At 37.3% G+C, this 23,963-nt stretch carries 23 protein-coding genes and 1 riboswitch; of the genes, 5 read left to right on the top strand and 18 right to left on the bottom strand.

Annotation, left to right across the window (positions count from 1 at the left end):
- Window positions 1-98: 98 nt before the first annotated feature.
- The 14 genes from RT41_RS03415 to RT41_RS03350 all read right to left on the bottom strand — a co-directional run bounded on the left by RT41_RS03415 (window position 99) and on the right by RT41_RS03350 (window position 14,354).
- Window positions 99-1,046, bottom strand: a complete 948-nt coding sequence (locus RT41_RS03415; RefSeq protein ID WP_096817468.1) for a D-alanine--D-alanine ligase family protein — start codon at window positions 1,044-1,046, stop codon at window positions 99-101.
- Window positions 1,047-1,201: 155 nt separating this feature from the next.
- The gene (gene recR / locus RT41_RS03410) at window positions 1,202-1,798 is read right to left on the bottom strand and encodes a recombination mediator RecR (protein ID WP_096817467.1); all 597 of its coding nucleotides are present in this window, start codon (window positions 1,796-1,798) and stop codon (window positions 1,202-1,204) included.
- A 130-nt stretch (window positions 1,799-1,928) separates the two neighbouring features.
- Window positions 1,929-4,127: a peptidoglycan D,D-transpeptidase FtsI family protein gene (locus tag RT41_RS03405; RefSeq protein ID WP_096817465.1), complete on the bottom strand. Its 2,199-nt coding sequence runs from the start codon at window positions 4,125-4,127 to the stop codon at window positions 1,929-1,931.
- A gap of 194 nt (window positions 4,128-4,321) precedes the next feature.
- A complete protein-coding gene (locus tag RT41_RS03400) occupies window positions 4,322-5,014 on the bottom strand; it encodes a phosphoglycerate mutase (protein WP_096817463.1) in 693 nt (230 codons plus the stop codon).
- 191 nt (window positions 5,015-5,205) lie between these two features.
- The gene (locus tag RT41_RS03395; protein ID WP_096817461.1) at window positions 5,206-6,147 is read right to left on the bottom strand and encodes an iron-hydroxamate ABC transporter substrate-binding protein; all 942 of its coding nucleotides are present in this window, start codon (window positions 6,145-6,147) and stop codon (window positions 5,206-5,208) included.
- A 33-nt stretch (window positions 6,148-6,180) separates the two neighbouring features.
- Window positions 6,181-7,119 carry a FecCD family ABC transporter permease gene (locus tag RT41_RS03390; protein ID WP_096817459.1) on the bottom strand — a complete coding sequence of 313 codons (939 nt, stop codon included), beginning with the start codon at window positions 7,117-7,119 and terminating at the stop codon, window positions 6,181-6,183.
- Between the two features lies 1 nt (window position 7,120).
- A complete protein-coding gene (locus RT41_RS03385; protein ID WP_096817457.1) occupies window positions 7,121-8,071 on the bottom strand; it encodes a FecCD family ABC transporter permease in 951 nt (316 codons plus the stop codon).
- Window positions 8,064-8,843 (bottom strand): ABC transporter ATP-binding protein, encoded by a 780-nt coding sequence (locus RT41_RS03380; RefSeq protein WP_096817454.1) that lies wholly within the window; start codon window positions 8,841-8,843, stop codon window positions 8,064-8,066. The genes RT41_RS03385 and RT41_RS03380 overlap by 8 nt, the downstream gene beginning before the upstream one ends.
- A 109-nt stretch (window positions 8,844-8,952) precedes the next feature.
- Window positions 8,953-9,858 (bottom strand): LysR family transcriptional regulator, encoded by a 906-nt coding sequence (locus RT41_RS03375; RefSeq protein ID WP_054639128.1) that lies wholly within the window; start codon window positions 9,856-9,858, stop codon window positions 8,953-8,955.
- A gap of 110 nt (window positions 9,859-9,968) precedes the next feature.
- Window positions 9,969-10,268: a helix-turn-helix transcriptional regulator gene (locus tag RT41_RS03370; RefSeq protein WP_054639129.1), complete on the bottom strand. Its 300-nt coding sequence runs from the start codon at window positions 10,266-10,268 to the stop codon at window positions 9,969-9,971.
- A gap of 144 nt (window positions 10,269-10,412) precedes the next feature.
- Window positions 10,413-11,108: a methionine ABC transporter permease gene (locus RT41_RS03365; RefSeq protein ID WP_096817452.1), complete on the bottom strand. Its 696-nt coding sequence runs from the start codon at window positions 11,106-11,108 to the stop codon at window positions 10,413-10,415.
- Complete coding sequence (locus tag RT41_RS03360; RefSeq protein WP_096817449.1) at window positions 11,105-12,244, bottom strand: methionine ABC transporter ATP-binding protein; 1,140 nt, start codon at window positions 12,242-12,244, stop codon at window positions 11,105-11,107. The genes RT41_RS03365 and RT41_RS03360 overlap by 4 nt, the downstream gene beginning before the upstream one ends.
- Window positions 12,245-12,342: 98 nt before the next feature.
- Entirely contained in the window at window positions 12,343-13,200 is an 858-nt protein-coding gene (locus tag RT41_RS03355; protein ID WP_096817447.1) for a MetQ/NlpA family ABC transporter substrate-binding protein, read from the bottom strand.
- Window positions 13,201-13,670: 470 nt separating this feature from the next.
- Entirely contained in the window at window positions 13,671-14,354 is a 684-nt protein-coding gene (locus tag RT41_RS03350) for a DUF975 family protein (protein WP_096817445.1), read from the bottom strand.
- 121 nt (window positions 14,355-14,475) lie between these two features.
- Window positions 14,476-14,567: riboswitch (TPP riboswitch) on the top strand.
- A 42-nt stretch (window positions 14,568-14,609) separates the two neighbouring features.
- On the opposite strand from RT41_RS03350, the gene thiT reads away from it, so the two are divergent.
- The 4 genes from thiT (at window position 14,610) to RT41_RS03330 (ending at window position 16,683) form a co-directional block, all read left to right on the top strand.
- Window positions 14,610-15,143 carry an energy-coupled thiamine transporter ThiT gene (thiT, locus tag RT41_RS03345; RefSeq protein ID WP_054639132.1) on the top strand — a complete coding sequence of 178 codons (534 nt, stop codon included), beginning with the start codon at window positions 14,610-14,612 and terminating at the stop codon, window positions 15,141-15,143.
- Window positions 15,144-15,199: 56 nt separating this feature from the next.
- Entirely contained in the window at window positions 15,200-15,679 is a 480-nt protein-coding gene (locus RT41_RS03340; RefSeq protein WP_096817629.1) for an aminoacyl-tRNA deacylase, read from the top strand.
- 75 nt (window positions 15,680-15,754) lie between these two features.
- Entirely contained in the window at window positions 15,755-16,306 is a 552-nt protein-coding gene (locus RT41_RS03335) for a biotin transporter BioY (protein WP_054639133.1), read from the top strand.
- 20 nt (window positions 16,307-16,326) lie between these two features.
- Window positions 16,327-16,683: a DUF3397 domain-containing protein gene (locus RT41_RS03330; protein ID WP_096817443.1), complete on the top strand. Its 357-nt coding sequence runs from the start codon at window positions 16,327-16,329 to the stop codon at window positions 16,681-16,683.
- Between the two features lie 29 nt (window positions 16,684-16,712).
- Here the strand turns inward: RT41_RS03330 and RT41_RS03325 are convergent, their stop codons facing one another.
- The 4 genes from RT41_RS03325 to RT41_RS03310 form a co-directional block, all read right to left on the bottom strand.
- On the bottom strand, window positions 16,713-16,928 hold the full coding sequence (locus RT41_RS03325; protein ID WP_054639134.1) for a YdbC family protein: 216 nt from the start codon (window positions 16,926-16,928) through the stop codon (window positions 16,713-16,715).
- A gap of 133 nt (window positions 16,929-17,061) precedes the next feature.
- A complete protein-coding gene (locus RT41_RS03320) occupies window positions 17,062-18,327 on the bottom strand; it encodes a UDP-N-acetylglucosamine 1-carboxyvinyltransferase (RefSeq protein WP_096817441.1) in 1,266 nt (421 codons plus the stop codon).
- A gap of 354 nt (window positions 18,328-18,681) precedes the next feature.
- Entirely contained in the window at window positions 18,682-20,655 is a 1,974-nt protein-coding gene (locus tag RT41_RS03315) for an ABC transporter ATP-binding protein (RefSeq protein WP_281251368.1), read from the bottom strand.
- Between the two features lie 30 nt (window positions 20,656-20,685).
- On the bottom strand, window positions 20,686-22,407 hold the full coding sequence (locus tag RT41_RS03310) for an ABC transporter ATP-binding protein (protein WP_096817627.1): 1,722 nt from the start codon (window positions 22,405-22,407) through the stop codon (window positions 20,686-20,688).
- 322 nt (window positions 22,408-22,729) lie between these two features.
- On the opposite strand from RT41_RS03310, the gene RT41_RS03305 reads away from it, so the two are divergent.
- A complete protein-coding gene (locus tag RT41_RS03305) occupies window positions 22,730-23,953 on the top strand; it encodes a cation diffusion facilitator family transporter (protein ID WP_096817625.1) in 1,224 nt (407 codons plus the stop codon).
- Window positions 23,954-23,963: the final 10 nt, after the last annotated feature.

The raw sequence follows: 23,963 nt of genomic DNA, 5'->3' as shown, positions 1-23,963 counted from the left end.
TTTCACATCCCGGTTTTCTGTCAGCTCTGACAGGAATATAATTAACTTCCATTATAACAAAAAAAGCCTTGTCCTGTTCGACAAAACTTCTTCTGTCATCAAGCCTTAAGGCTTAGTTCGATTATTTTTTCACACAATTGAGTGTAGCTCATTCCAACAACTGCTGCTTCTTGTGGTAAAAGACTCATTGGCGTCATCCCAGGAATTGAATTCGACTCGATAAACCAAATTTTTTCATTGTCATCCACAATAAATTCGGCACGAGAATAGACTTCAAATCCGATTTGCTTATGGCAATATTCAGCCGCTGCACGCAATTTTTGATCAACCGTTTCAGTAATATCTGCTGGGCAAATTTCTTGAACAAACCCAGGGTTATATTTCGCTTGATAATCGTAAAATCCTTCAGTAGTGACAATTTCAATTGGTGGCAAAGCAATGCCGTCAACAACTCCTACTGAAAATTCGCGACCGAAAAGTTGTTGTTCTATGAGAACATCATCTAAATCAAGTGCTTCAAATTCTTCCATATCTTTAGGAAAATGAACGCCAATACTTGAACCCGAAGCATTAGGTTTAACAACAATTGGGAAAACAGTGGCATTGACTTCTGCTGGAAGATATTCTTTAGCAACTCCAACTTTATCTTGCGCCATCAATTTTTTAGATAAGGCTTTATCCATTGCAACACCAGTACTCAGGAAACGATTGCCCGTAAATTTAATCTTATTAAGTTCGAGTAAAGCCTGGAGCTGACCATTTTCACCAATACCACCATGCGTTGCTAAAAAGCAAATCTCAGCTAATTTTGCTAAATTCAAAGTCTGATCAGTGATTTCAACCGTTTTGTCAGTGTGAACAGAAGTTAATTCGTCCTTTGCTTTATATAATGCTGCAAAATCAGGATAATCAGGGTACTCCCCAATCAAGTTAAGTGAAACCACTTTATTTCCTGCAGCTTCGAGATGTTCACTGATTTGTTTTGCAGATGATGCAGAAACTTCTGCCTCTGGACTTAAACCACCGAATAGTACGATAATATTCATTTTTTCTCCATTTTTTCTGTCAGTACTGACCGTCGATGCTTTCAGTAGATTTAGCTGACAAAATTATTCTTTTTCCATTTTAGCACTGACCGTCGATTTTGTCATTTAATCATCTTGAAAAATAAAAACCTTTTTCGTTTTATAATTTAATTTTATTAAATTTCGAGACGATTTTCAACTGCTTTTGATAAGGTTACCTCATCAGCGTATTCAATATCTGAACCAACGGCAAGGCCACGCGCTAAACGAGTGACTTTGATTCCTGCCGGCTTAATCATTCGAGCCAAATACATGGCCGTGGCTTCGCCATCGGAGGTGGCATTAGTCGCAATAATCACCTCCGCCACTTCATCACCCATCAATCGTTTGATCAAACTTTTAACGTTAATTTCATCTGGTGAAATTCCGTTCATTGGGCTAATGGTGCCATGTAAGACGTGATAAAGACCACGGTATTCTCGAATTTTCTCCATGGCTAAAACATCCTTGGGTTCTTCAACCACCAAAATGATTGACTTGTCTCGCGTTGGATCAGTGCAAATCCCGCAAGGATCTGTCTCAGTCAGATTTCCGCAAATTGAACAAAAGTGTAAATCACGCTTTGCAGAAAGTAAATTTTTAGCAAATTCATTCACCGCCTGATCTTCCATACCAATCGTGTAGAAGGCCAACCGAGTTGCCGTTTTTTGACCAATTCCTGGGAGTTTGGAAAAAGATTCAATTAATTTTGCGATAGGTTCTGGATAATACATCTATTTTGCTTCCCTTTTCTATTTAGGCAACGATAATCTTATTTTAATACTGCTGAAAAAAACTTTTTTAATCATCAAATTAAACTTTCAGTATAGACTAATATTCGACCAATAACTTGGTCGAATATTTTTAGTTGGTTGCATTGTTTTCATTTTGATAAGTTTGATTACCAAAATAAAGTTTATAGATTTCATTGGCAATCAATTGTCCAACCCCTGCAGTCGCTCCGTTAACAGTTGAAGTATGTGGAACCATCACGGCAACAGCAATCTCTGGATTTTCAGATGGTGCAAATGAAATAGTATTTGATACAGTTGTTTTAATGGTTGTTTTTCCATCGGCAGCATAAAGCGTGTACCCTTTGGCATCAACCGCAACCGTTTCCGCCGTCCCTGTTTTACCAGAAATACTTTGTGTCACACCGTCTTGAATACGACGTCCCGTTGTCAATGAATCTGTTCCGTGCGTTACAGCGTACATTCCTTGATGAATGATATCCATATCCGACGCTGAAATATCCACTTTGTCCATTGTCTTAGTTTCAACTTTTTTTACTAAATTGCCCATTGACCCATTCGAATTACTCTCATATATTCCTTGAACAATGTGAGGAGTGATACGCGTTCCGCCATTCGCGATGGTTGAAGCATAAACAGCGAGTTGCAATGGAGAAAATTGGTCATATTGACCAAATGCTTCGAATAATGCATTGGTCGCTGTTGTATTAGAACCCAAGAAACCAGTTGTTGCATTTGGAATATCAAAACCTACATCTGTTCCCAAGCCATATTGGCCATAAATTTTACGGTAGGCATCCCAAGCTGTTGTCGCCTTACTTGAAGAAAGAGACATCCCATTAGAATAACTTTGACCAAGCATAGCTAAAGCGACTTGTGTCATATACGTATTTGATGAATATTGAAGAGCCTGTACCGCTGTCAATGCAAATGGATTTGTATCCCCCCAAACGTCTTTAATTGGATTTGAGCCTTTAATGTTAATTGCTTGTGCAGTGAAAGTTTGATTGCCTGTTATCGCACCTAAACTCCATCCTGTTGTCAAGGTCGCTGGTTTTACAACTGACCCTGGTAAGAATGTTTGAGTGAAGGTATTAATTGTTGCAGCAGTCATTGTCCCTGTCTGCGGGTCACGCTGGAATCCTGACATGGCTAAAATTGCCCCTGTTTTAGGATTCATCACGACTGCGTAGGCCCCATTTGAATAAGTCGCGAAACCTTGTGCGACAGCAGAATCCATTTGTGTTTTGACAATATTATCAACACCTTGTTGGAAACTTAGGTCAACGGTTAATTTGATGTCATCTCCTTTTTTACCCTCTTGAACAACTTTTGTTCCAGACACATCGCCGCTCTTATTAATTACAACTTTACTAATTTGATGGGTGCCTTGAAGATATTCTTCGTAGGCTTTTTCTAAATAAGATGTCCCAACACGGTCATTACGTTGATAGCCTTTTTTCAAGTAAGCTGCTTCATCTTCAGCAGGAAGCCCTGCTTGTTGACTGCTGACTGTTCCAACCAATGTTGACAATGAATTATTAGCATAAGAACGATCCCAACTTGTGCTTACTGATATACCTTGCAGATCCCCCTCACGTTCAGCTATTGCTGCTTGTTGTTCAGCTGTAATATCTCCAATCGCAATAATTGTAGTATGGAAAGTTGCTGTTCCATTCATTTTCTTGAACAATTGCGCTGCAAAAGTCTGCTGGGCATTGAAGTTCAAATCTGTGTCTTTAACTTTTGAAAGTTGAACCTGGTAAATTTCGGAACCGGAAAGGTTGTTCCCTGAACTATCCTGTTTTTCTTTGGTTGCTAAGCTACTATTGATTTTGGCAAGGTTTGTACTGTCGGCTAAATAATAGTCTTTCTTATCCCGAGTTGTTAATGTCGTCGTGCTTGAACTTGACGAAATCATGGTTGACAACTGATCTGCTACGTTACGCATTTCAGAAGCTGTTGCGTTTTGCCCACGTGTAAACTCGACTGCTTCAACGGGGACAGTTGATGCCAATGCCTTACCAGTCGCATCATAGATATTCCCACGAGGTGCCCCCGTAGTGATCGTCACATTAGACCCTACACCACTCAGTTTGTCTGCATAAAAACTTTGATTTAATACTTGCATATTATAAAGTTTAACAATCAAAATCATAAACAAAACAAAAATTACAAAGAAAAGAATGTTTACACGCTTGGGTATTGACCCAATATGATCTCTCTTTCTTGATAAAGTTTTTTTATTTTCACTTACTTCAACTTCATTTTCAGTTGCTTTATTTTTTTTACTTCTTGTCGTACTTGGCATTTTATCTCCAATTGAATTTTACTATCACTAGAATTTTTTATACTTTAACATTCTACCACAAATGAAGGAATTTTTCTTGCCCAGTTTTCTTTAATAGGATGAAAATTCCTACCTTGATTTTAGCAAATTTCTCTCTTATTTTTCAAGAAAAACGCAAACAAAAAACGATATCACTATCGTTTTTATAAGACTAATTATTTACCAAGGTAGTATTCGTTAGTCACTTGCAAATTATCATCGAATTCGAAAACAAGTGGTGGGAAGTTAGGGATTTCAACATCCATAATTTCGTCATCTGACAAGTGTTTAATTTGTTTAACAAGGGCGCGGATTGAATTACCATGAGCACCAACGAAAACATTTTTTCCGTCTTTCAAAGCTGGAGCGATTTGATCTTCCCAGAATGGAAGGGCGCGTTCTAAAGTCACTTTGAGGTTTTCTGCATCTGGAATGAGGCTGTCTTCAAGGTGAGCGTAACGACGGTCTCCGTGAGCTGAATATTGGTCATCATGTGGCATAGCTGGTGGCAATACATCATAGCTACGACGCCAAATGTGAACTTGTTCATCACCATGTTTAGCAGCAGCATCAGCTTTATTCAAGCCTGTCAAACCACCGTAGTGACGTTCATTCAAACGCCAAGACTTAACAACGGGTACCCAAAGTTGATCTGAATATTCAAGTGCAAGGTTTGTTGTTTTGATGGCACGTTTTAATACTGAAGTGTAGGCAATATCAAATTCAATTCCTGCTTCTTTGATTAATTTACCTGCATCGATGGCTTGTTGTGTTCCTTCTTCAGAAAGGTCAACGTCTGCCCAACCAGTGAAAAGGTTAGCAAGATTCCATTCAGATTGTCCGTGACGGGCGAATACTAATTTTGGCATGTGTATTTTTCTCCAAATTGTTATATTTTTTACAATTTCTATTTTACACTAATTTTTAGATATTTTCTAGTTATGAAAGTTTTTGAAAACGCGTTAAATTAAGATTCATTGTGAAAAAACGATAATAACGTTTTATGTTGTTGATTAATGGGCTTTATTTAGCTATATTCTAGTTTTTATACCTTGAGCTCTTACTTATTATTTAAAATGGCGTTAGTGTATAGCGAAAGTTCTTTTTGAGTCGCTGTTGGTCCTCCAAAGAAATAAACTTGATTGTAATCCATGACAATAACATGCCCTGCTTTGACAGCTTTTAGATTTTGCCAAACAGGATTCTTTTGAAGTGCCTCATATTGAGCTTTATCAGCACTGGCAAAGTCAATGAAAATATAATCCGCATCAAAATTATTTAAGCTCTCTGCATTGACTTCTGCATAGCCTGTCCCCTTGGACAATTCAGCCATTTTTGTTGATTGTTTAAACCCTAGACCTGTTGTCAGTGCTTGCCCACCACGGGCAAAATTATCACCAAAAGCATAAATTTTACTTCCTTGTAATTCAAGAATTGAAACAGTCTTATCAGATGGCGTAATTCCGGATTCTTCCAGCTTAGTCATTTGTTTTTTTGCGACTTTCTTAAAATTTGCTAAAAATTCTTTTTTCTCATTTTCACGATTCAATAATTTAGCAAAGTAATCCAGCGAGGTCGTAATCCCTGATAAATCTTGATAATTAACTAAAACTGTTGGAGCAATTTTTTGATAATCAGCAACTTGATCTTTGTCCACAGTAATAATCAAATCTGGTTTTTGAGCAATTAATTTTTCAAGATTGAAACTTGGCGCACCTAAATCGACCATATTTTCTTTTTGACTTTTACTCAAAAATGGATTTGGATATGCCCAAGAATCGGTTCCAACGACATTAACTCCAAGCGATGACACTTCATCTGGATAATTTTGTACCACAACGCGTTTAGGATCTTTAGGTACTTTAACATCGCCATTTAACGCATGGAAAGTCGTCATGGTATTTTTTGATGTTTTGGTGGTTTCACTTTTATTTATTGAACCGCAAGCGACAAGCGTAAATAATGCACAGATTGCAATTAGTGATGACAGTATTTTTTTCATTAGTACTCCAGTACTCCTTTATAAATTAAATATTTAAATTTTTTGAATGAGATAAATGTAATAAGGTGCGCCAATAAAAGCAACTACGAATCCAAGTGGAAGGCTAGACGGCGCAATAATAGTTTGTGAAATGATATCGGCAAAAACCAGAATAATCATACTCGTCAAAAGGGTCATCGCCACTCGATTTTTTAGCTTAAATCCTGCTAATTCCCTTGCAATATGAGGAGCAATGAGTCCTATAAACGAGAGTCCACCGACCAATAGAACACCAATCGCGGCAAAAACAAGAGCTAGAATATAGAGTCCAATTTTTGTTTTCCTAACATGAAGTCCTAAATTAGTTGCTAAATTTTCACCAAGTGACAACACTTCCATTGGTTTTATAAATAAAGGAAGCATGATCAAGGTGATCAATAATAATGACAGCACCGAAATTAAGTAGCTCGAGTCCGTTTGCCAAACTTCACCAGTCAGCCAAACAGCCACTTGTTGAAAATCGAATTGATTAATGGAAAGCTGTGCAATCGTAATGATTGACTGAAAAAGAGCTGTTATTGCAATTCCAGTCAGTAATATTCGGATATTACTTGCATTCTTTCTTAATGCAAGTAAATAAATCAGTATAAAACTCAAAATTGCACCGGCGAAGGCAAAAAATGGATATGCAAAATTCCAATTACCTGATAAATGAAGATGATTTGACAATAACAAAAATATTACGGCGCCTGCACTTGCTCCTGACGTGATTCCAATCGTTGATGAATCCGCCAAAGGATTCTCTGTCACAGTTTGGATAATTAACCCTGAAATTGATAACGAAACTCCAGCAGCAAGGAGAAATATTAGACGTGGTAGGCGAAAATTGGGAACAAGAATTGATAACATCTCCCAATTTGTTGAAAATTGAGTTAGATTAAGAATGATTAAGCCAATCAGTAAGCTTCCAAGTAATAGAAATTTCTTCTTCATTTTACTTCGCCTCCTGACTCATCACCCAAATAAAGAACGGTGCACCCATTAGCATGGTCAGACTGCCCGCTGGGAATTCATAAGGTTTCATCATATTTCTCGCTACAAAATCAGCGCAAATTAGTAAGATGATTGCCGTCAGTGCTGACAAAACAATTCCTTGCCAAAAATTTGAACGAACGACTTTTTTAGCTAAATGTGGCGCAATCAACCCTACAAAGCTAATAACACCAACTGACGAAACAGTTGCCCCTGCTACCATAGCGACCATTATCATCATCACAGTACGCACCTGATTAACAGACAAACCCAAACTTCTTGCCATCTCATCACCCAAATTTAGAATCCGAAATGAGTTAGCAAATAAAATCAAGAGAATAATAAAAATCAGCGTGGTAAATCCAAGCAAAATCACTTTCGTCTGGGTCATTCCTGAAAATGAGCCCACAATCCACAAAAAATAAGACTGGGAATCATGTTTTGCAAAAGTAACGGCAGACGCCAAACTCGTTGCAAAAAGTCCGACAGAGGTTCCAACCAGTATAACTTTCAAGGGTTGAAAATGTGTTCGAGCGGTCAAAGATATGACCAAAAATAGAGCGACAAATGCACCAATTGACGCAACAAGTGCTGAAAAGCCTGCATTCGTTGATAAGCCAAATGCCAATAATATCGACATTCCAAGACTTGCTCCGCCCGAAATTCCCAAAGTCGACAATTCTGCGATTGGATTTTTCGTCATCAATTGCACAAGAAAACCACTAATTGAGAGGAGGATTCCTACTAAAATCACCCCAAAAAGACGTGGTAATCGGAGTTGCAAGATAATCGGCTGACTCGTCAGTGCTGACAGAGGATAATTTTGATCTCCGACCAATAAATAAATAACCGATAGACCTATAATTAAAAACAACAGCGATGAAATCAGAAGATAATAACGTGATTTAGTCATTTTTTACCCCAGTTATCATCAGGCTCTTCGTATAGGTATCACAACCCAAAGTTACCTCCAAACCGAAACACTCTCTTAGTTGATCAGTCGTAAAAAGGTTTTCTACAGCGCCTTGAGCTACAACCCTTCCTGCTTTGACCAATATTAAGTCATCTGCAAAACGAGCTGCGTGGTTCAGATCATGAATAACATAAACCACCGTTTTATTCATTTCCTCAACAAATTTTTTGAGTAGATTAAGAATTTCGAGTTGGTGAACTAAATCAAGATATGTCGTGGGTTCATCTAATAGGATAATTTCAGAGTCTTGCGCCAAAATCATTGTGATAAAGACACGCTGACGTTGCCCACCAGAAAGATTAGCTACAGGTATATCCCGCCACTTCCACACGTCTGTATCATGCATCACACGGACAACAACTTCTTTATCTTCTTTTGACAAGTTTTGTTGAAATCGCTTTTGATGAGGAAATCGTCCTAAACTAACCAATTCAAAGACAGAAATATCACTCGGTGCTGTTGCTGATTGAGGCAGAAGGGCTATCTTTTGGGCAATTTCCAAGTTTGACAGCTTTGACATCAATTGGTCTTCAAAGATGATCTGGCCCTCACTTTTCACCAAACGGCCAAGTGCGCGTAAAATAGTTGACTTTCCTGAACCATTGACACCGATAATTGCCGTCGTTTTACCTTTGGCAATTGAAAAGGAAGCGTGTTCTAGGGCTAGCCTTTTATTATAATGGACACTTAAATCCTTTGCACCGAAATACATTGCACTCCTCCTTTCCAAAAATGTCAAATACTTTTTACATTTTTAATTATGCCATAATTTTATTTCATTGACAAGAATCAAAAAAAAATCTCGCATTTGAGAATTTTTTTTAATAATTATTATTTTCAAAATAAACTTCCAGACTTCGTTTATAAGATGAAGCAGCATTACTCAATAAATGTCCTCTGTGCTTAACTAGAATGAGACTATTTCCATTGTCGCCAGCCATTGGAACAACCGTTATATGATTAACACTCTCTTCATCAATAAAGCCAAGGCCCGTTGCGTAAGCATCGGTACGCTCGAGAATCCCATTTAAAGTCGCCCGATCTGTTGCGTTATAAATAAAAGTGTTCTCAAAAGTTTCGACCAAATCCTCTGAATAATATAGAAATTGCTCGTTCTCTTGTGTAAAACGAACACGGTCAAGGGGCTTCAAATCTTCATCCGAAATTGATTGCCTTGAAGCCAAAGGATGTCCTTTCCGAATATAAATATGTGTTTGTGACAAAAACAATTCTTCATATTCCAATTCTAATTTATCTAGCATGCGTAAAATTCCTGAACGGTTATGCTTGTTTAAATAAACTATCCCCAATTCACTGTGGCCTTGAGCAACTTCTTGTAAAATCGAATAGGTTGTTGACTCAAAAATACGAAAATTTTTGATTTCAGGATTTTTCTTTGCAAAATCAACAGCCACTGGTGCAAGAAAATCATAATGCTGACTGGCAATCGAAAATGTCCGATCAGATTCTTTGGGTTTAGAATAGCGGGACTCAAAACTTTCAAAGTTCCTCAAAACAGATTGCGCATGTTCATAGAATCGTTCACCTTCAATCGTTAAGCTAGTACCTGTATTTGTCCGTTCAAAAATTTGAAAATCAAGCTCGCGTTCTAAATCCTTGATAGCAATCGACATAGCTGGTTGACTCACAAAAAGTTGTTCACTCGCTTCGCGAAATGTGCCGCTATTCGCAATGGCCACAACATAACGCAGTTGTTTGATATTCATGATTGCCTCCAAAGTCTTTCATTTATATTTCTAAATTTACAATAAAATTTGAATAAAAAAAGTATATAGTCGAATTATACACTTTTATTTAAGTTCTTTGTCAATTACAGCTAATTTGCCTCTTTCACTATCTTCTTCTCGATGCCAGCCCGTTTCCAAAGAACACATTGGTATTTTTCACACCAATAAACATCACTTTCTTTACGTTGTGCGACTGATTGTTGGTAGTTAAAAAGTTCGTCAACTTTCGTATTCAAAATTTCAGCAAGTTTAAAAGCCAAGGTCAATTCTGGATCATATTTATCATTTTCAATTGCATTGATCGTTTGACGGCTTACGTGTGCGATATGTGCTACATCTTCTTGTGAAAGATGATGCAAGCGACGTAATTCTCTGATTTTATTTTCCATAACGATCTCCTTGCTGTTCACTTAAAGGCTTGTCTAAGTTCTTTTACACTGACTCTATTAAACCATGTTTTAACTGATTTTGCAAGGTTATTACAAGAAAAACGAACCAGTATTGTTTACTGGTTCGCTCCTTTTTTCTAAAAATTAACGATGAGAAACTTTTTTTGCCAAAAAATCTCCAATAAATTGAACCAACAAGACAAAAATTAAGATGAGCAATGTTGCCATCCAAGTCACATCATTGAAAAATCGATTGTATCCATAAGAAATTGCAGTATTACCAAGTCCACCAGCTCCTACTGCACCAGCCATTGCTGTCAAACCTATCAATGAAATAATTGTGACTGTTGTCACACGAATAAGATTTGCCAATTCTTCACGCAAATAAACCGTAAATACAATATCAATGAAATCGGCACCGACTGTTTGTGCAGCCTCAATTTTACCATAGTCAACGGACTCAAGCGAAGCTTGAACTTGTCGTGCATAAAAGGGTGCAACACCTAGTGATAGAGGAATCAGAGCAGCAGTTGTTCCAATTTGCGTCCCGACCAAAAGTTTTGATAGCGGTGCAAGGACTGCTAATAAGATAATAAAAGGAATCGCCCGTCCAATAGAAATAATTTTGTCAAAAATCCAAAATAAGATGCGATTAGGTGCTATACCATCTTCAGCTGTAACGACAACACCAATTCCGAAAATCAAACCGATAAGTCCACCAATTAACGCTGAAAAAAACGTCATATAGAGCGTCTGACTAATTGCAGTTCCCCAACCCGTGTCACCACCCCAGCCTAAATAAACAACATTTGGAAATGTGTGATTAAACCATGCAATCATATCTCTCCCCCCTCTTTCACAGAACCCAATACAATAAACTTCAAGTTTCGCTCATTGAAATATTGCTTAGCAGCCGCACGTTGTTCAGACGACCCTTTAAGTGTGAAAACAAGTGAGCCAAATGGTTGCTGTTGCAATAATTCAACATTACCATAATAAATATTTGTTGTGACATCAAATATTTTTGTAATGTCAGAGATGACGGGATCTTCAAGCTCTGATGAGGCGTAGTCTAAATGAATCAGTTCTTCATCCTCAGCCAAATTTTGTAATAGCTTCGTCCTAGGAAGTCCTGCAATAAATCGATTTACTGACGATGTCGTTTCAATAAATTGTTTGGTGAGTTCTTCTTCTGGTCCAGCGAAAATGTCAATCAGTGAGTTTTGTTCAATGATACGACCATTTTGCATGACAGCAACTTTATTGGCGATTTCTTTAACCACTTGCATTTCATGAGTAATTAACACAATCGTCAATCCAAGCCGGTCATGTAAGTCCTTTAATAAATCCAAAATCTGATTGGTTGTTTTTGGGTCGAGTGCAGATGTTCCTTCATCAGAAATCAGAATTTCAGGATCATTAGCCAGAGCACGTGCAATGGCAACACGTTGTTTTTGTCCACCAGAAAGTTGAGAAGGGTATTTATGTGCCAATTCGGATAACTCAACTAAGCCCAATAAATTTTCAACTTTCGTTTTCTTTTCTGTGGCTGATAAATATCGTAACTTACCTGTTTTGCCATCTTTAATCTGGGTGTGTTGCAAGGCAAAGGATACATTGTTAAACACTGTTTTTTCAGCCAAAAGATTAAAATGTTGAAAAATCATTCCAATTTTTTGACGAAAAGCACGTAATTTAGCCCCTGACAAGTGAACGGGGTGATTCGTGTCAAAAACAATTTCGCCATTAATGATAATTTGACCTTCCGTTGGCTTTTGCAAAAGGTTTATTGTCCGAACAAGTGTGGACTTTCCAGCACCTGAATAACCAATTACTCCATATATATCACCTTTTTCGATGTGCAATGTCGCATCTTCCACAGCATGGATGATATTGCTTTCACCATTTTTTTTATTATTACTCTTTTTGCTTGCGAAAGAGACACTTAAATGATTTAATTCAATAATATTTGTCATATTTTTCCCTTTTAATCCTTATATCCTCTGTCAGCACTGACAAATTCATTTTGGCAATGCTGACAGAAAATCCCGCTAGAGCGAGAACTTCTAAACGCTTATTTCAATTTCAAATCCCAGGCCGTAATTTCTTGTCCTTCTGGGTAAGCTTCTTTAATTGCATCTTTTGTTGCAGCAGATTGGTATGCTTTTACAACATCTTTCAGAGTTTCATTATCTTTATCAGATTGACGTGCGGCAATCAAATTGATCCATTGTGCACTGTCTTTGCTGACAGGTTCAGCATAAATGGAATCTTTACTTGGCAATTTAGCTGCTGTAGCATAGTTCGTGTTGATAACAGAAGCTGCAACAGAGTCAAGTGCGCGTGCTGTTTGTGAAGCATCTAATTCTTTAATGTTCAAGTTTTTTGGATTTTTAGAAATGTCTTTTACAGTCGCCAATGTGTTTCCTGAAACAGAGAGTTCGATCAATCCAGCTGATTTCAATAAGTAGAGGGCACGGGATTCATTTGAGGCATCATTTGGTACAGCAATTGTATCGCCTGATTTGATTTCAGAAATGTCTTTAATTGAACTTGAGTAAAGGTGAATCGGCGTAATAAATGTATTTCCGAGAGCCACCAATTTATTACCATTTTCTTTATTCCAAGCATCCAAGAATGCATGGTGTTGGAAAGCATTCAAATCAATATCGCCATTAGCAAGAGCAGCATTAGGTTGTGTATAATCAGTAAATTGAGTGAATTTCAAAGTAATGCCGTATTTATCTTTGGCTGTTTTTGAGACTGATTTCCAAATAATGTCATCTTCTTTAATTCCAGACATAATTCCAATCGTAACTGTCTTAGATTCAGTATTTTTTGTTGACTTTTGGTTGAAGGCAAAGAAAGCTCCAACTGCGACGATGACGATAATAACAAGACCAATAATAATATTGCGGTTTCTTGGATTCATAAAATTTCTCCTATATTTAAAATAATCAATAATAATAATTCCCTCCATCAAACTGTGCACCGGTTTGTTGAAAGGGTGATTTAATCAAAAAAATAGTCCGCCTCTATATAATAGAAACGAACTATCCGTGGTACCATTCTAATTCAAGCATAATCAAAAGACTCCTCCCATCACAAATGAGATATAATGAGCAAGTCAATTGACCTTTGCAACTCTCAGTTCAATAACGAGAACTACGCCGTTACCAGCTTGAAAATCTTACTGATACACATTTATTTGGCCATTTTCACACTCGCCCCGCCATCCATTCTCACCAACATGGACTCTCTGTGCTTGCTTAAAGCGTTACTTACCAAATTGTTTTTTATCTGATTAAATCTATATGCCTATTCTATCAAAACATCTTCACTTTGAACTTATCATTTTTTTATGTTGCCTTAAAAAATTTTTAAGTGAATCTTAATTGACAATTATAAGGTCCCAATCCTTAAATGCTCGTAAAATGCAACATTGGTAGCTGACATGAACGGAATAACATAGATTCCTACAAGCCCAAAACTTAACTCTACCAAAATCCACCAACCAACAAAGCTTAAAAGCATATAAAAATATTTATTTTTCCAGCCTTTCATCAATTGGCGACTTTCCGTGATAATATCCCGCGAGTTCGTATAAGTGCCGTCTTCGATTTTGTCAAATAAAATCATCAAGGATTGTGAATAACTTAAGCTCTTAATCAAGCCAGGAATAACAAACAAAATCGTCCATAAACTCGTAAAAAGCCAGACCCAAAGGTATAAAAACAATACCTTGAAAATCACATCTTTTCTAAAGACTTGAAACATATCACTTTTTGCATTGATGATTCGCTTTGTGTCTCTGAACATTTGAATCAGGCTAAAAATGCATGAAACAGAAACAAGCGCTATAAAGATACTTAGAATCACAACAATAATGCTAAACCCGTTTCCCCCTGTCGAATTACTTGAGCCATCAGCCAGTCTTGTTGTAACTTGTTGAACATCAGTCATTATAGTGCCAGCCATTGTTAAGATAAGAAAAACAATGGGGATAATGAACAAACTGATTGCTTTACCCGCTCCATCCCGATAAAGCACCATTTTCGCTTCCTTTTTTAATTCCGAATTTTTCATAATGTGCCTCCAACTGGGTTAATTATATATCAAGCCGGGAATGTAGTCAATAGAGTATATTATTGTTCATTTTAATTATTTTATTTTCTCCCGAAATATGATAAACTATATAAGTAAATTAAATTTGCACAATGGGTCTCGCAAAAGCGAGTGAGAAAAACCATCTGACCTGATCGAGGTAATGCTCGCGTAGGAATGTGTAGCTGAATTCCAGCACTCTCTTTAACCCTCTTTGTGTATACAAGGAGTTTTTTTATGTCTCAATCAAAAGTTTTGCCACTTGCAGAAACAGCTATTTTTGTGGCACTCGCCCTCATTTTGAGCCTCTTTTCAATTAACTACGCTCAAACATTCTATTTAGAGCTCACGGTAATTCCATTACTACTGCTTGCTATCCGCCGCGGACTCATTTGGGGACTAATTGCTGGACTGCTTTATGGGCTTTTAGCCATTGTTCTTGGAGAAGTAACGCCACTTAGTTTTGCACAAGGTTTCCTCGAATATATCATCGCGCCAATTTCACTAGGTCTTGCAGGTCTTTTTAACACCAAATCTTCTAATAAGTTCCGAATCGTAGTTTGTGCAACTCTATTAGGTGTTTTTGTGAAATATTTCTTCCATTTCATTGCCGGGATTGTCTTTTGGGGACAATATGCTTGGAAAGGATGGTCAGTATGGCTTTATTCACTTGTGACACAAGGTATTTCTGGTCTCATCACAGCCATTGCAGCACTGATTATATTAGGCATTCTTTATAAAGCCGCACCCAAACTATTTATTGCAAAATAAAACAAAAATCTGCTCAAACAGCAGATTTTTTTTATAAAATGACTTATAATAAAATCATGTCAAAAAAACATAAGTTAAAGAAAACCTTAGTTGAACAAATTTTAGATAAAGCAAAAATTGAGCATGAAGGACTTTCCATCAATGCGCTTGAGGAGAATACACTGCCTGAAGGTGTCAACCGAAGCGATATTTATAAAACGTTGGCGCTCATTGGCGATAAAACTGGACCAGTAATAGGAATCCTCCCCTTAACAGAACACCTCTCTGAAAAAAAATTGGCCCGTGTCTCCGGAAATAAAAAAGTTTCCATGATTCCGCAAAAAGATTTGCAGAAAACAACTGGCTATATTCATGGTGCTAACAATCCAGTTGGTATCTGGCAAAATAAAAAGTTTCCCATCTTCATAGATAATATCGCACTTGAACAGGACTGGATTATTTGTTCTGCTGGCGAATTAGGTCGTAGTATTAAAATTAATGCTCAAACACTTGCTGACTTTGTCCATGCTGATTTTGCCGAATTGAGAGAGAAATAATTTACAAATTTTTGTAAGTTTTTCTTCTTTTGTGTATAATTAGTTTTACACATCTAATAAAAAAGGAATTATCAAATGAAAAACAATAAACTTTATTCACTAACCTTGATTGCCATCAGTGCAGCAATTATTGCTGTCTTATCCCCATTTACATTGCCCCTTGGTCCCGTTCCCATTACCTTGCAAACCTTAGTAATTGGTTTAATTGCCACCGTCTTGAAAGCAAGAGAGACTTTTTTTGCCGTTTTGCTCTACCTTATTATGGGCTGCATGGGAATCCCTGTTTTTGCTGGTGGAACTTCGGGTATCATCACCTTAGTCAGCCCAACGGGAGGCTATCTTGTGGGATTTTTAATTGGCGGGACATTAATTTCATGGCTTCTTCAAAAAGTTCATTATCGCTTCACATCAGCTTTTACTGTTAATATTTTAGGACATTTAGTGATGCTTCTTTTTGGTACAGTTTGGCTCAAGTATGTTTCTAATGTATCATGGACAGTAGCGATGAATTTAGGATTTACCCCTTTTATCATTGTTGAAATTGGAAAAGCCATTCTTGTGACCATTTTTGGATTGGCCATTATCAGAGCCCTGAGTCACACGAATAACTACTTTACAAAAGCCTAAAAAACAGCTACAATAATAGCATGCTACCAAAGATTATTGCCGCGCTTTACCCCATTCTGGTATTTATTGCGCTTGTGTTTGTATTTAAATTCTTCAGATTGCGTCACCTGACCAATCGACGACTCAAAATCCCTGATGTATATACCCTTTTCTTGATTTTAGGTTTGAAAATATTTTCAAGTCAATTGGTGACAATCAGTATTCTACCGTACTATTTTTTAATTGTATCTGGACTCGCATTAGTTCTTTTGCTTCTAGATGTCTTTTACTATCGAGCATTTGTCTTTCGTCGTTTTCTAAAACTTTGGTGGCGCGTCACATTTATCATTACATTTGTAATGTATTTGGGCTTCTTAATTGTTATCTTTATGCGATAAAACAAAAATCTCTCTAACGAGAGATTTTTTTATTTGTTTCCTAATTCTTTAAGCAGAACGCCGAATTCTTCGTTCGATAAGGTTATGCCTTTTCCCATTTTCAGATGGTCTGGTGACCACTGACGAATGTCGTATTTGGGCTCGGCATCATTCCATGAAACCCGATTCAGCTCCTTCGTCCAGCCTTTTGGATTTTCTGACATCGTAATCAAATGTTCTACAATTTCAAATTTTAATTCCGCCATTTTTATCCTTTCCTTAGTCAGCACTGACAGCAACTTATCTATTAAGTCTTGTCTTTTCGTTAGAATCAGCTTGACAAACAATTTATGGAAATCTCCCACACTTATTAATACGTAAAAAGAGGACAGATGTCACTTAATCTTCAACTAATTTGATATCAACACCGAGAGACGTCATTTTTTCGATGATACTATCATAACCTCTCAAAATAAATTCAATATTGGAAATTGTTGTTGTGCCTTGGGCAATAATTCCTGCAACAACAAGACCTGCTCCAGCACGTAAATCTGTCGCTTTGACCTGCGCACCAACTAACTCATTAGGTGCTTCATATACGATTTTGTCATTGATGACCGAGATTTTTGCTCCCATTCGTGCCATTTCTGGAACATGATTGATTCGTTTTTCATAGATCGTATCCATAATCCATCCACGGCCTTTAGTACTGAGCAAAAGTGGCGTAATTGGTTGTTGTAAATCTGTTGCAAAACCTGGATAAGGTACCGTTTTAATGTTCACAGCTTTTAAGTTATCCGACTTGTGAACCTCAATCGAATCTTCACGGATTGTCATCCGGACGCCCATTTCTTCGAGTTTTGCAATAAAACTCTCTAAGTGTTCATAAATAACGTTGTCAACTATGACCCCATCTCCCACTGCTGCCGCTAAAGCCAGATAAGTGCCAGCTTCAATTCGGTCAGGAATGACCGTGTGACGTGCCCCGTGGAAATTTTTCGCCCCTTGGATACGAATAACATCCGTTCCTGCACCACGTACCTTAGCTCCCATATTATTCAAAAGTGTTGCTACATCAATGATTTCAGGTTCACGCGCAGCATTTTCAATAATTGTCGTCCCATCTGCTGTACTTGCAGCAAGCATTGTATTAATTGTTGCCCCGACTGAAACCATGTCCATATAAATTGTAGTTCCGTGAAGTTTTGCATCAACACTTTCCAGATGCATCGCACTTTCAAGAAAACTCATTTCTGCACCAAGAGCCTCGAAAGCTTTAATATGCAAATCAATCGGACGTGGGCCTAGATCACACCCTCCAGGTAATCCGACTGTTGATTTACCAAAACGGCCCAGCAGTGCTCCGTTGAAATAATATGATGCACGCAAAGAATTAATTTTGCCATAAGGCAAAGGCATTGATTTTACATCTCGTGTATCAATTATCAAAATCCCCTCAGCAATATGGCGCTCAATTTTTGCACCCATAATTTCCATGATTTCGACCAAACTAGTAACATCAGAAATATCAGGAACACCTTCCAATGTGACAATATCGTTCGCCAAAATTGTTGCTGGAATCAAAGCAACGACTGAATTTTTAGCTCCAGAAACAGTTACTTTTCCGGAAATACGTTTTCCACCATTAATTACAATTTTTCTCATTTTAAATTTTTATCTCTAATTTATCTCGTTTTTAGTAATATTTACCGTTCTTTATTTTATCATTTTCTGACGAATTTTCCTAGCTAACGTAATTGGTTAGGATGTTCATTAAATTGAAATAATCTTAGAGAAATGGATTGAAAAGAAACAATTAGATCTCCTCAGTCTCTTTTTCTGCTGTCGCAAAATAAAAATTCAAGTTGACCACACGATTGATATTTCCAAAATTTCTTTCTTACATCAGAACAAATTACGGTACATGCTGAAAGGAACTGGTTAATTGAATCAAGAAGGTCTTCTCAAAATAGAGAAAATTTCTTTGAATAAAAAAAGACGCTAAGGCGCCCTTTTTATTTATTCAAATACGAATTGGTTGTGGTAAAGCTCCGCATAGAAGCCGTTTTGAGCAACCAGATCGTGGTGAGTTCCTTCCTCGATGACTTCGCCATCTTTGAGGACAACAATCTTATCAGCATTTAGAATTGTTTTTAATCGGTGAGCAATAACAAAGCTTGTTCTGCCAGCAATGGCAGCCTCCATTGCCCATTGAATTTGTTGTTCTGTAACAGTATCAACGTTTGAAGTTGCCTCGTCCAAAATCAAAAGTTCTGGGTTGGTCAAAATTGTCCGAGCAATTGAAATTTGTTGTTTTTGACCAACAGAGAATACTGATTCATCATCCGTGACATGCGTTTCATATTTGTTCGGCAAAGAATCAATGAATTCATGAATGTGCGTTATTTTGGCAACAGTTATAATTTCATCCATTGTAGCATCTGGCTTACCAAATTTGATGTTGTCAGCAATTGTTCCATCAAAGAGAACTGATTCTTGCAAGACAATACCCACTCGTGATCGTAGACTATCTAAATCAAACGCACGAATATCCGTCCCATCAAATTTTATTGAACCACTATTAACATCGTAGAAACGGTTCATCAAATTCATCACAGTTGTCTTACCTGAACCAGTTGGTCCAACGAGAGCAACCATTTGCCCTTTTTTAACATCAATATTGACATTTTTGAGGACTGGTTTTCCTGGCAAATATTCAAAATCAAGATTTTGAATTCGAACATCATTTCTGATTTTATCTAGTTGTTTTCCATTCTCAGGACGAACTTCTTCGGGTTCATCAAACATAACATTAAGTCTTGTAGCCCCTGTAATTGCAAGTTGAAGTTGACCGAAGTTTGATGAAATTTGCATGATTGGGTTGTAGTAACTTTGAACATATTGAACAAAAGCAACTAGAAGTCCGAGACCGACTGTAAGTGACATCTTATTGTCATTTAAGACATAAGCCGTTCCCCCAAAAATAACAATTGCAATACTTAAGAGCTGGAAACCATTCATTAATGGGAAAATCATTCCTGACCAAGCTTGGGCAGCAAAAGTACGTTTCTTAACTTTCTCATTGTGCTCCAAGAAACCGTTGATAGAATCTTCCTGTAAACCTTCCACAATAATTGCTTTTTGACCAGAAATTTTCTCGTCCATATATGCATTTAATTGCGAAACCTCTTCTTGTTGCAAATCTGTTGCTTTTTTCGATTGACGAATAATAATCACCGCGGAAATAATTGCCAAAGGTGAAACGGCAACAGTCAGCCAAGCAAAATTCACATCTTTATTGAACATTTGAATAATGACTCCAACAAAGACGGCTGCATTTGAAATAACCGAAACGAGGGCCTGATTCAATGTATTTTGAATGTTATCCAAGTCTGATGTAAAACGGGCAAGGATATCACCATCTTGATGACGGTCAAAATATGAAATTGTTAAACGTTCAAGTTTTCCAAATAATCCTTTACGCATGCGATTCGTTGAATGTGCCACAATTCGGCTAAAGAGCAATGTATAAATTAACATTGAAAGCCCCGTAGCTACGTAAACAGCAAGAAGTTGCCACATTCCGTTCATGAATGTGCCGAGACTAGCTGGTTTAGAAAGGGCAATTGTCTTAACTTGGTCAATTGTCATTCCAGAAATTTGATTAAATTCACTTCCTGAAAGATGCAAAGAACTTGCCGTTTGATGGGCCATTTGGAAAATATCACCAAACTTAGTTGAACCGGATAAATTGGCCTGACTAATCATTGGTTGGAAACCTTCCAAAAGCTTACTCATGCCAGTAGCACCTTTGTGAGTGAAATAATCTCGAACATACGTCGCAATATTAGTAATCGCATCCCCCAAAAGTGAAGGTGCAATCACTTGTAACCATGTTGCCAATACGATAAAGATCATAATGACAAAAAATTGGAGTTTATAACGTTTTAAATACAGATAGAAAAAGCGAATTGCACGCGCAGTATCAGACATTTTCTTTGGTGTTTTTTTAGATTCCATGTCTTAATCCTCCTGTGCTTTCTGTGTATCATAAATTTCTTGATAAAACTTATTCGTTGCAACCAACTCTTGGTGTGTTCCTTGACCTACTAGTCGGCCTTGATCCATTACCAAAATATTATCGGCGTGAACAACTGAAGAAATTTTCTGTGCAATAATAATCGTAGTAGTTTCTTTCAAATCTTTATCCAATGCTTCTTGGACTAATTTTTCAGATTTAGCATCCAAGGCTGAAGTTGAGTCATCTAAAATCAAAATCTTTGGATTTTTAACAACACCACGAGTAATTGACATTCTTTGTTTTTGACCACCTGAGAAATTATTCCCACGTTCTTCAACATTGGCTTGGTATTGGCCGTCTTTTGTTTCAATAAATTCTGCAGCTTGAGCAATCCGTGCGGCGCGAGTCATTTCTTCTTCTGTCGCATCAGCTTTCCCTTGCTTGATATTTCCAGCGATTGTACCAGAGAAAAGAATCGCTTTTTGGAGAACAATCGAAATATTTTTCTTCAATGTTGCTCGGCTGAGGGTCTTCAAATCTTTGCCACCAACCCAAACTGTTCCTTCAGTTGGGTCAAATAAACGAGGAATTAATTGAGCCAAAGTTGATTTACCGGCACCTGTGGCACCAACAACCCCTACCATCTGTCCAGGTTTTATTTCAAAGCTGATATCTTTTAATGTTGGTTCTGAATCATTTGGATAGTTAAATGAAACGTGGTCAAATTTAACTGATCCGTCAATGGTTTCTTCTCCTGCACTTTCATTGAAAGCCATCGCAGGTTCAGTGTTCAATACTTCGTTGATACGTTTAATTGAGACCATTCCACGAGAAGCAAACATTGAAATCATTCCGCCCATGATAATCGCAAACATAATCATCCCCATATAAGTCATGAATGTTGCAATACCACCGATACTATCTTGAGCAACGGTCACAGAATCCGTAACAAATGTTGAAACGAAGTAGATCGCCAACCAAATAGCACCTTGTGCAATAACCGTAAACAATGGAATCATTGCTGAGAAAAGTTTCCCAACAGCCCAGTTGTGGTCATACAATTCATCTGAGGTTTTATCAAATTCATCGATTTGTTCTTGTTCCTGAACGAACGATTTAACAACGCGAGCACCACGTAAGTTTTGCTTAGCAATCGCATTGATACGGTCAGTTAGTTTTTGGAAAGCCATGAAATGGGGACCCATACGACTCATTATGACCGCTGTAACTAAGACTATAAGAACAATCAAGAGGACAGTTATCCACCAAAGTCTAGGCATAGTCGTTACTGATAGCACAATCGCACCTATCAATAAAACGGGAATCCGCATTAGAATTTGAAAAACCATCATCATCAAGTTTTGAACTTGTGTAACGTCGTTTGTCATTCGAACTACGAGGTTACCTGCGTTGAATTTTTCAACATTTTCATAAGAAAAAGTGTTTATTTTTTTGTACGTGGCCTCACGTACGTCAGCACCGATTTCTTGTGCGATCCGTGCTGCACTGAGTGTACTCGCAATTGCTCCCAAAATCCCAATCGCAGCAACAATCAACAACTCAATGCCATAGCCTTGAATTTTGTCAGACATCTGATGGCGGGTATATGTCGTTGATGACATAACTGTCATGATATCTTTCATAATCTGAGGTTGGTAGAGCTGCACTGCCGCGTATAAAACCGTCGAGAGGACAGAAAAAATTGCAATCCACTTATGTTTCAAGATTGATTTGAAAATCATAAAGTTCCTTTCTGTAGCTAACTATGTAAGAATACATCCGATGATCTGATCAATAATTTCATTTTTGTAACAAAATGTGACAAATAAACCGAAAGCATGTAATTATATCATTAAATTTTTGTCTAAACAACTGTTTTTGCTTAATATAATTTAGTTAGTTTATTTAACAAAAATCTAACAAAGATATTCTAACGCATTTATAGATTTAAGTCAATTATTTACGTGTGTTTTCAATTATTTCTATAAGCAAGGGCCAATGCTTTCTGCTATAATAGAAGAACATGAAAAAATAGGCGGTCAAATCATGCAAAATACACGTTCAAATAATTTAAAAATGGCTGAAAAGGGAGTATGGGTCTCGATTTTCGCCTATATCATTTTATCAATCGGGCAAATTGTGGTTGCCCAACTCACTCACTCTTCTGCCTTGAAAGCCAATGGATTCAATAATTTAACGGATATCTTAGGAAATATTGCAATCTTAATTGGACTACGAATAGCTCGGATTCCTGCGGATAATGACCACGTTTATGGTCACTGGAAAATTGAATCCATTGCCAGTTTAGTTTCAAGTTTTATCATGTTTTTTGTTGGATTTGAGGTCCTTCGTGACACAATTTTAAACATTTTGTCAAATAAGAAAGAAATTATTGACCCGTTAGGTGCAATTGTTGCACTTATTTCTGCATTTATTATGATTGCCGTTTATTTCTATACTAATCGATTGGCCAAAAAGACGCAGTCACAAGCATTACTCGCGGCAAGCAAAGATAATTTAAGTGATGCATTAACATCAATTGGCACAGCTGTGGCAATTCTAGCATCAATTATTCATTTGGCTTGGCTTGATAAAATCATGGCCTTGATTATCTCAGGATTCATTTTGAAAACAGCATATGATATTTTTAAAGATTCTGTTTTCTCCTTATCGGATGGATTTGATGAAAATTTAATTGAACAATACACCGATGCCGTAGCTAAAGCTCCAAAAGTTCAAAATGTCAAACTTGTTCGGGGAAGAACATACGGAAGTAATATTTTCCTTGACGTTGTCGTTGAGATGTCACCTGACCTAAGTGTTTTTGAAAGCCATGCGGCGACTGAATCAATTGAAAAAATGCTACGTGACGAGTTTGATGTTTATGATGTTGATGTACACGTCGAACCAGCAATACTACCTGAAGTTGAACATTTTTCGAGTCGTTCACTTGAATTGCTAGCTCAAGAAGAAGAGATTTTGAACCAACAAAACTTGGAACAACTCCTTGCTCCAAACTATGAAGAAGTAGGGATTAATGGCCACGTGATCAATCGCGACGAAAAGCTGTCAGCATTGACCGATAAAAATTTGGCCATCAAATCCTATCAAGCTCAACAAGTAAGTAAGAAAACATTTATTCTGACCTATCAATTTTTTGAAGGCAATCAAAATGTAACGGTCAGTTCGATCTGGCGGAGAAATAATTCATGGTACTGTCTCTTCCGTCAGCTTACCCCACAAACACATAAAAACGAAAAAAGCGATTAATATCGCTTTT

It is taken from the genome of Lactococcus fujiensis JCM 16395, assembly GCF_002441655.1.
Taxonomy (GTDB): domain Bacteria; phylum Bacillota; class Bacilli; order Lactobacillales; family Streptococcaceae; genus Lactococcus; species Lactococcus fujiensis.
Note: the sequence above shows the minus strand (reverse complement) of the source record. Positions and strands in the feature narration are given on the sequence as shown.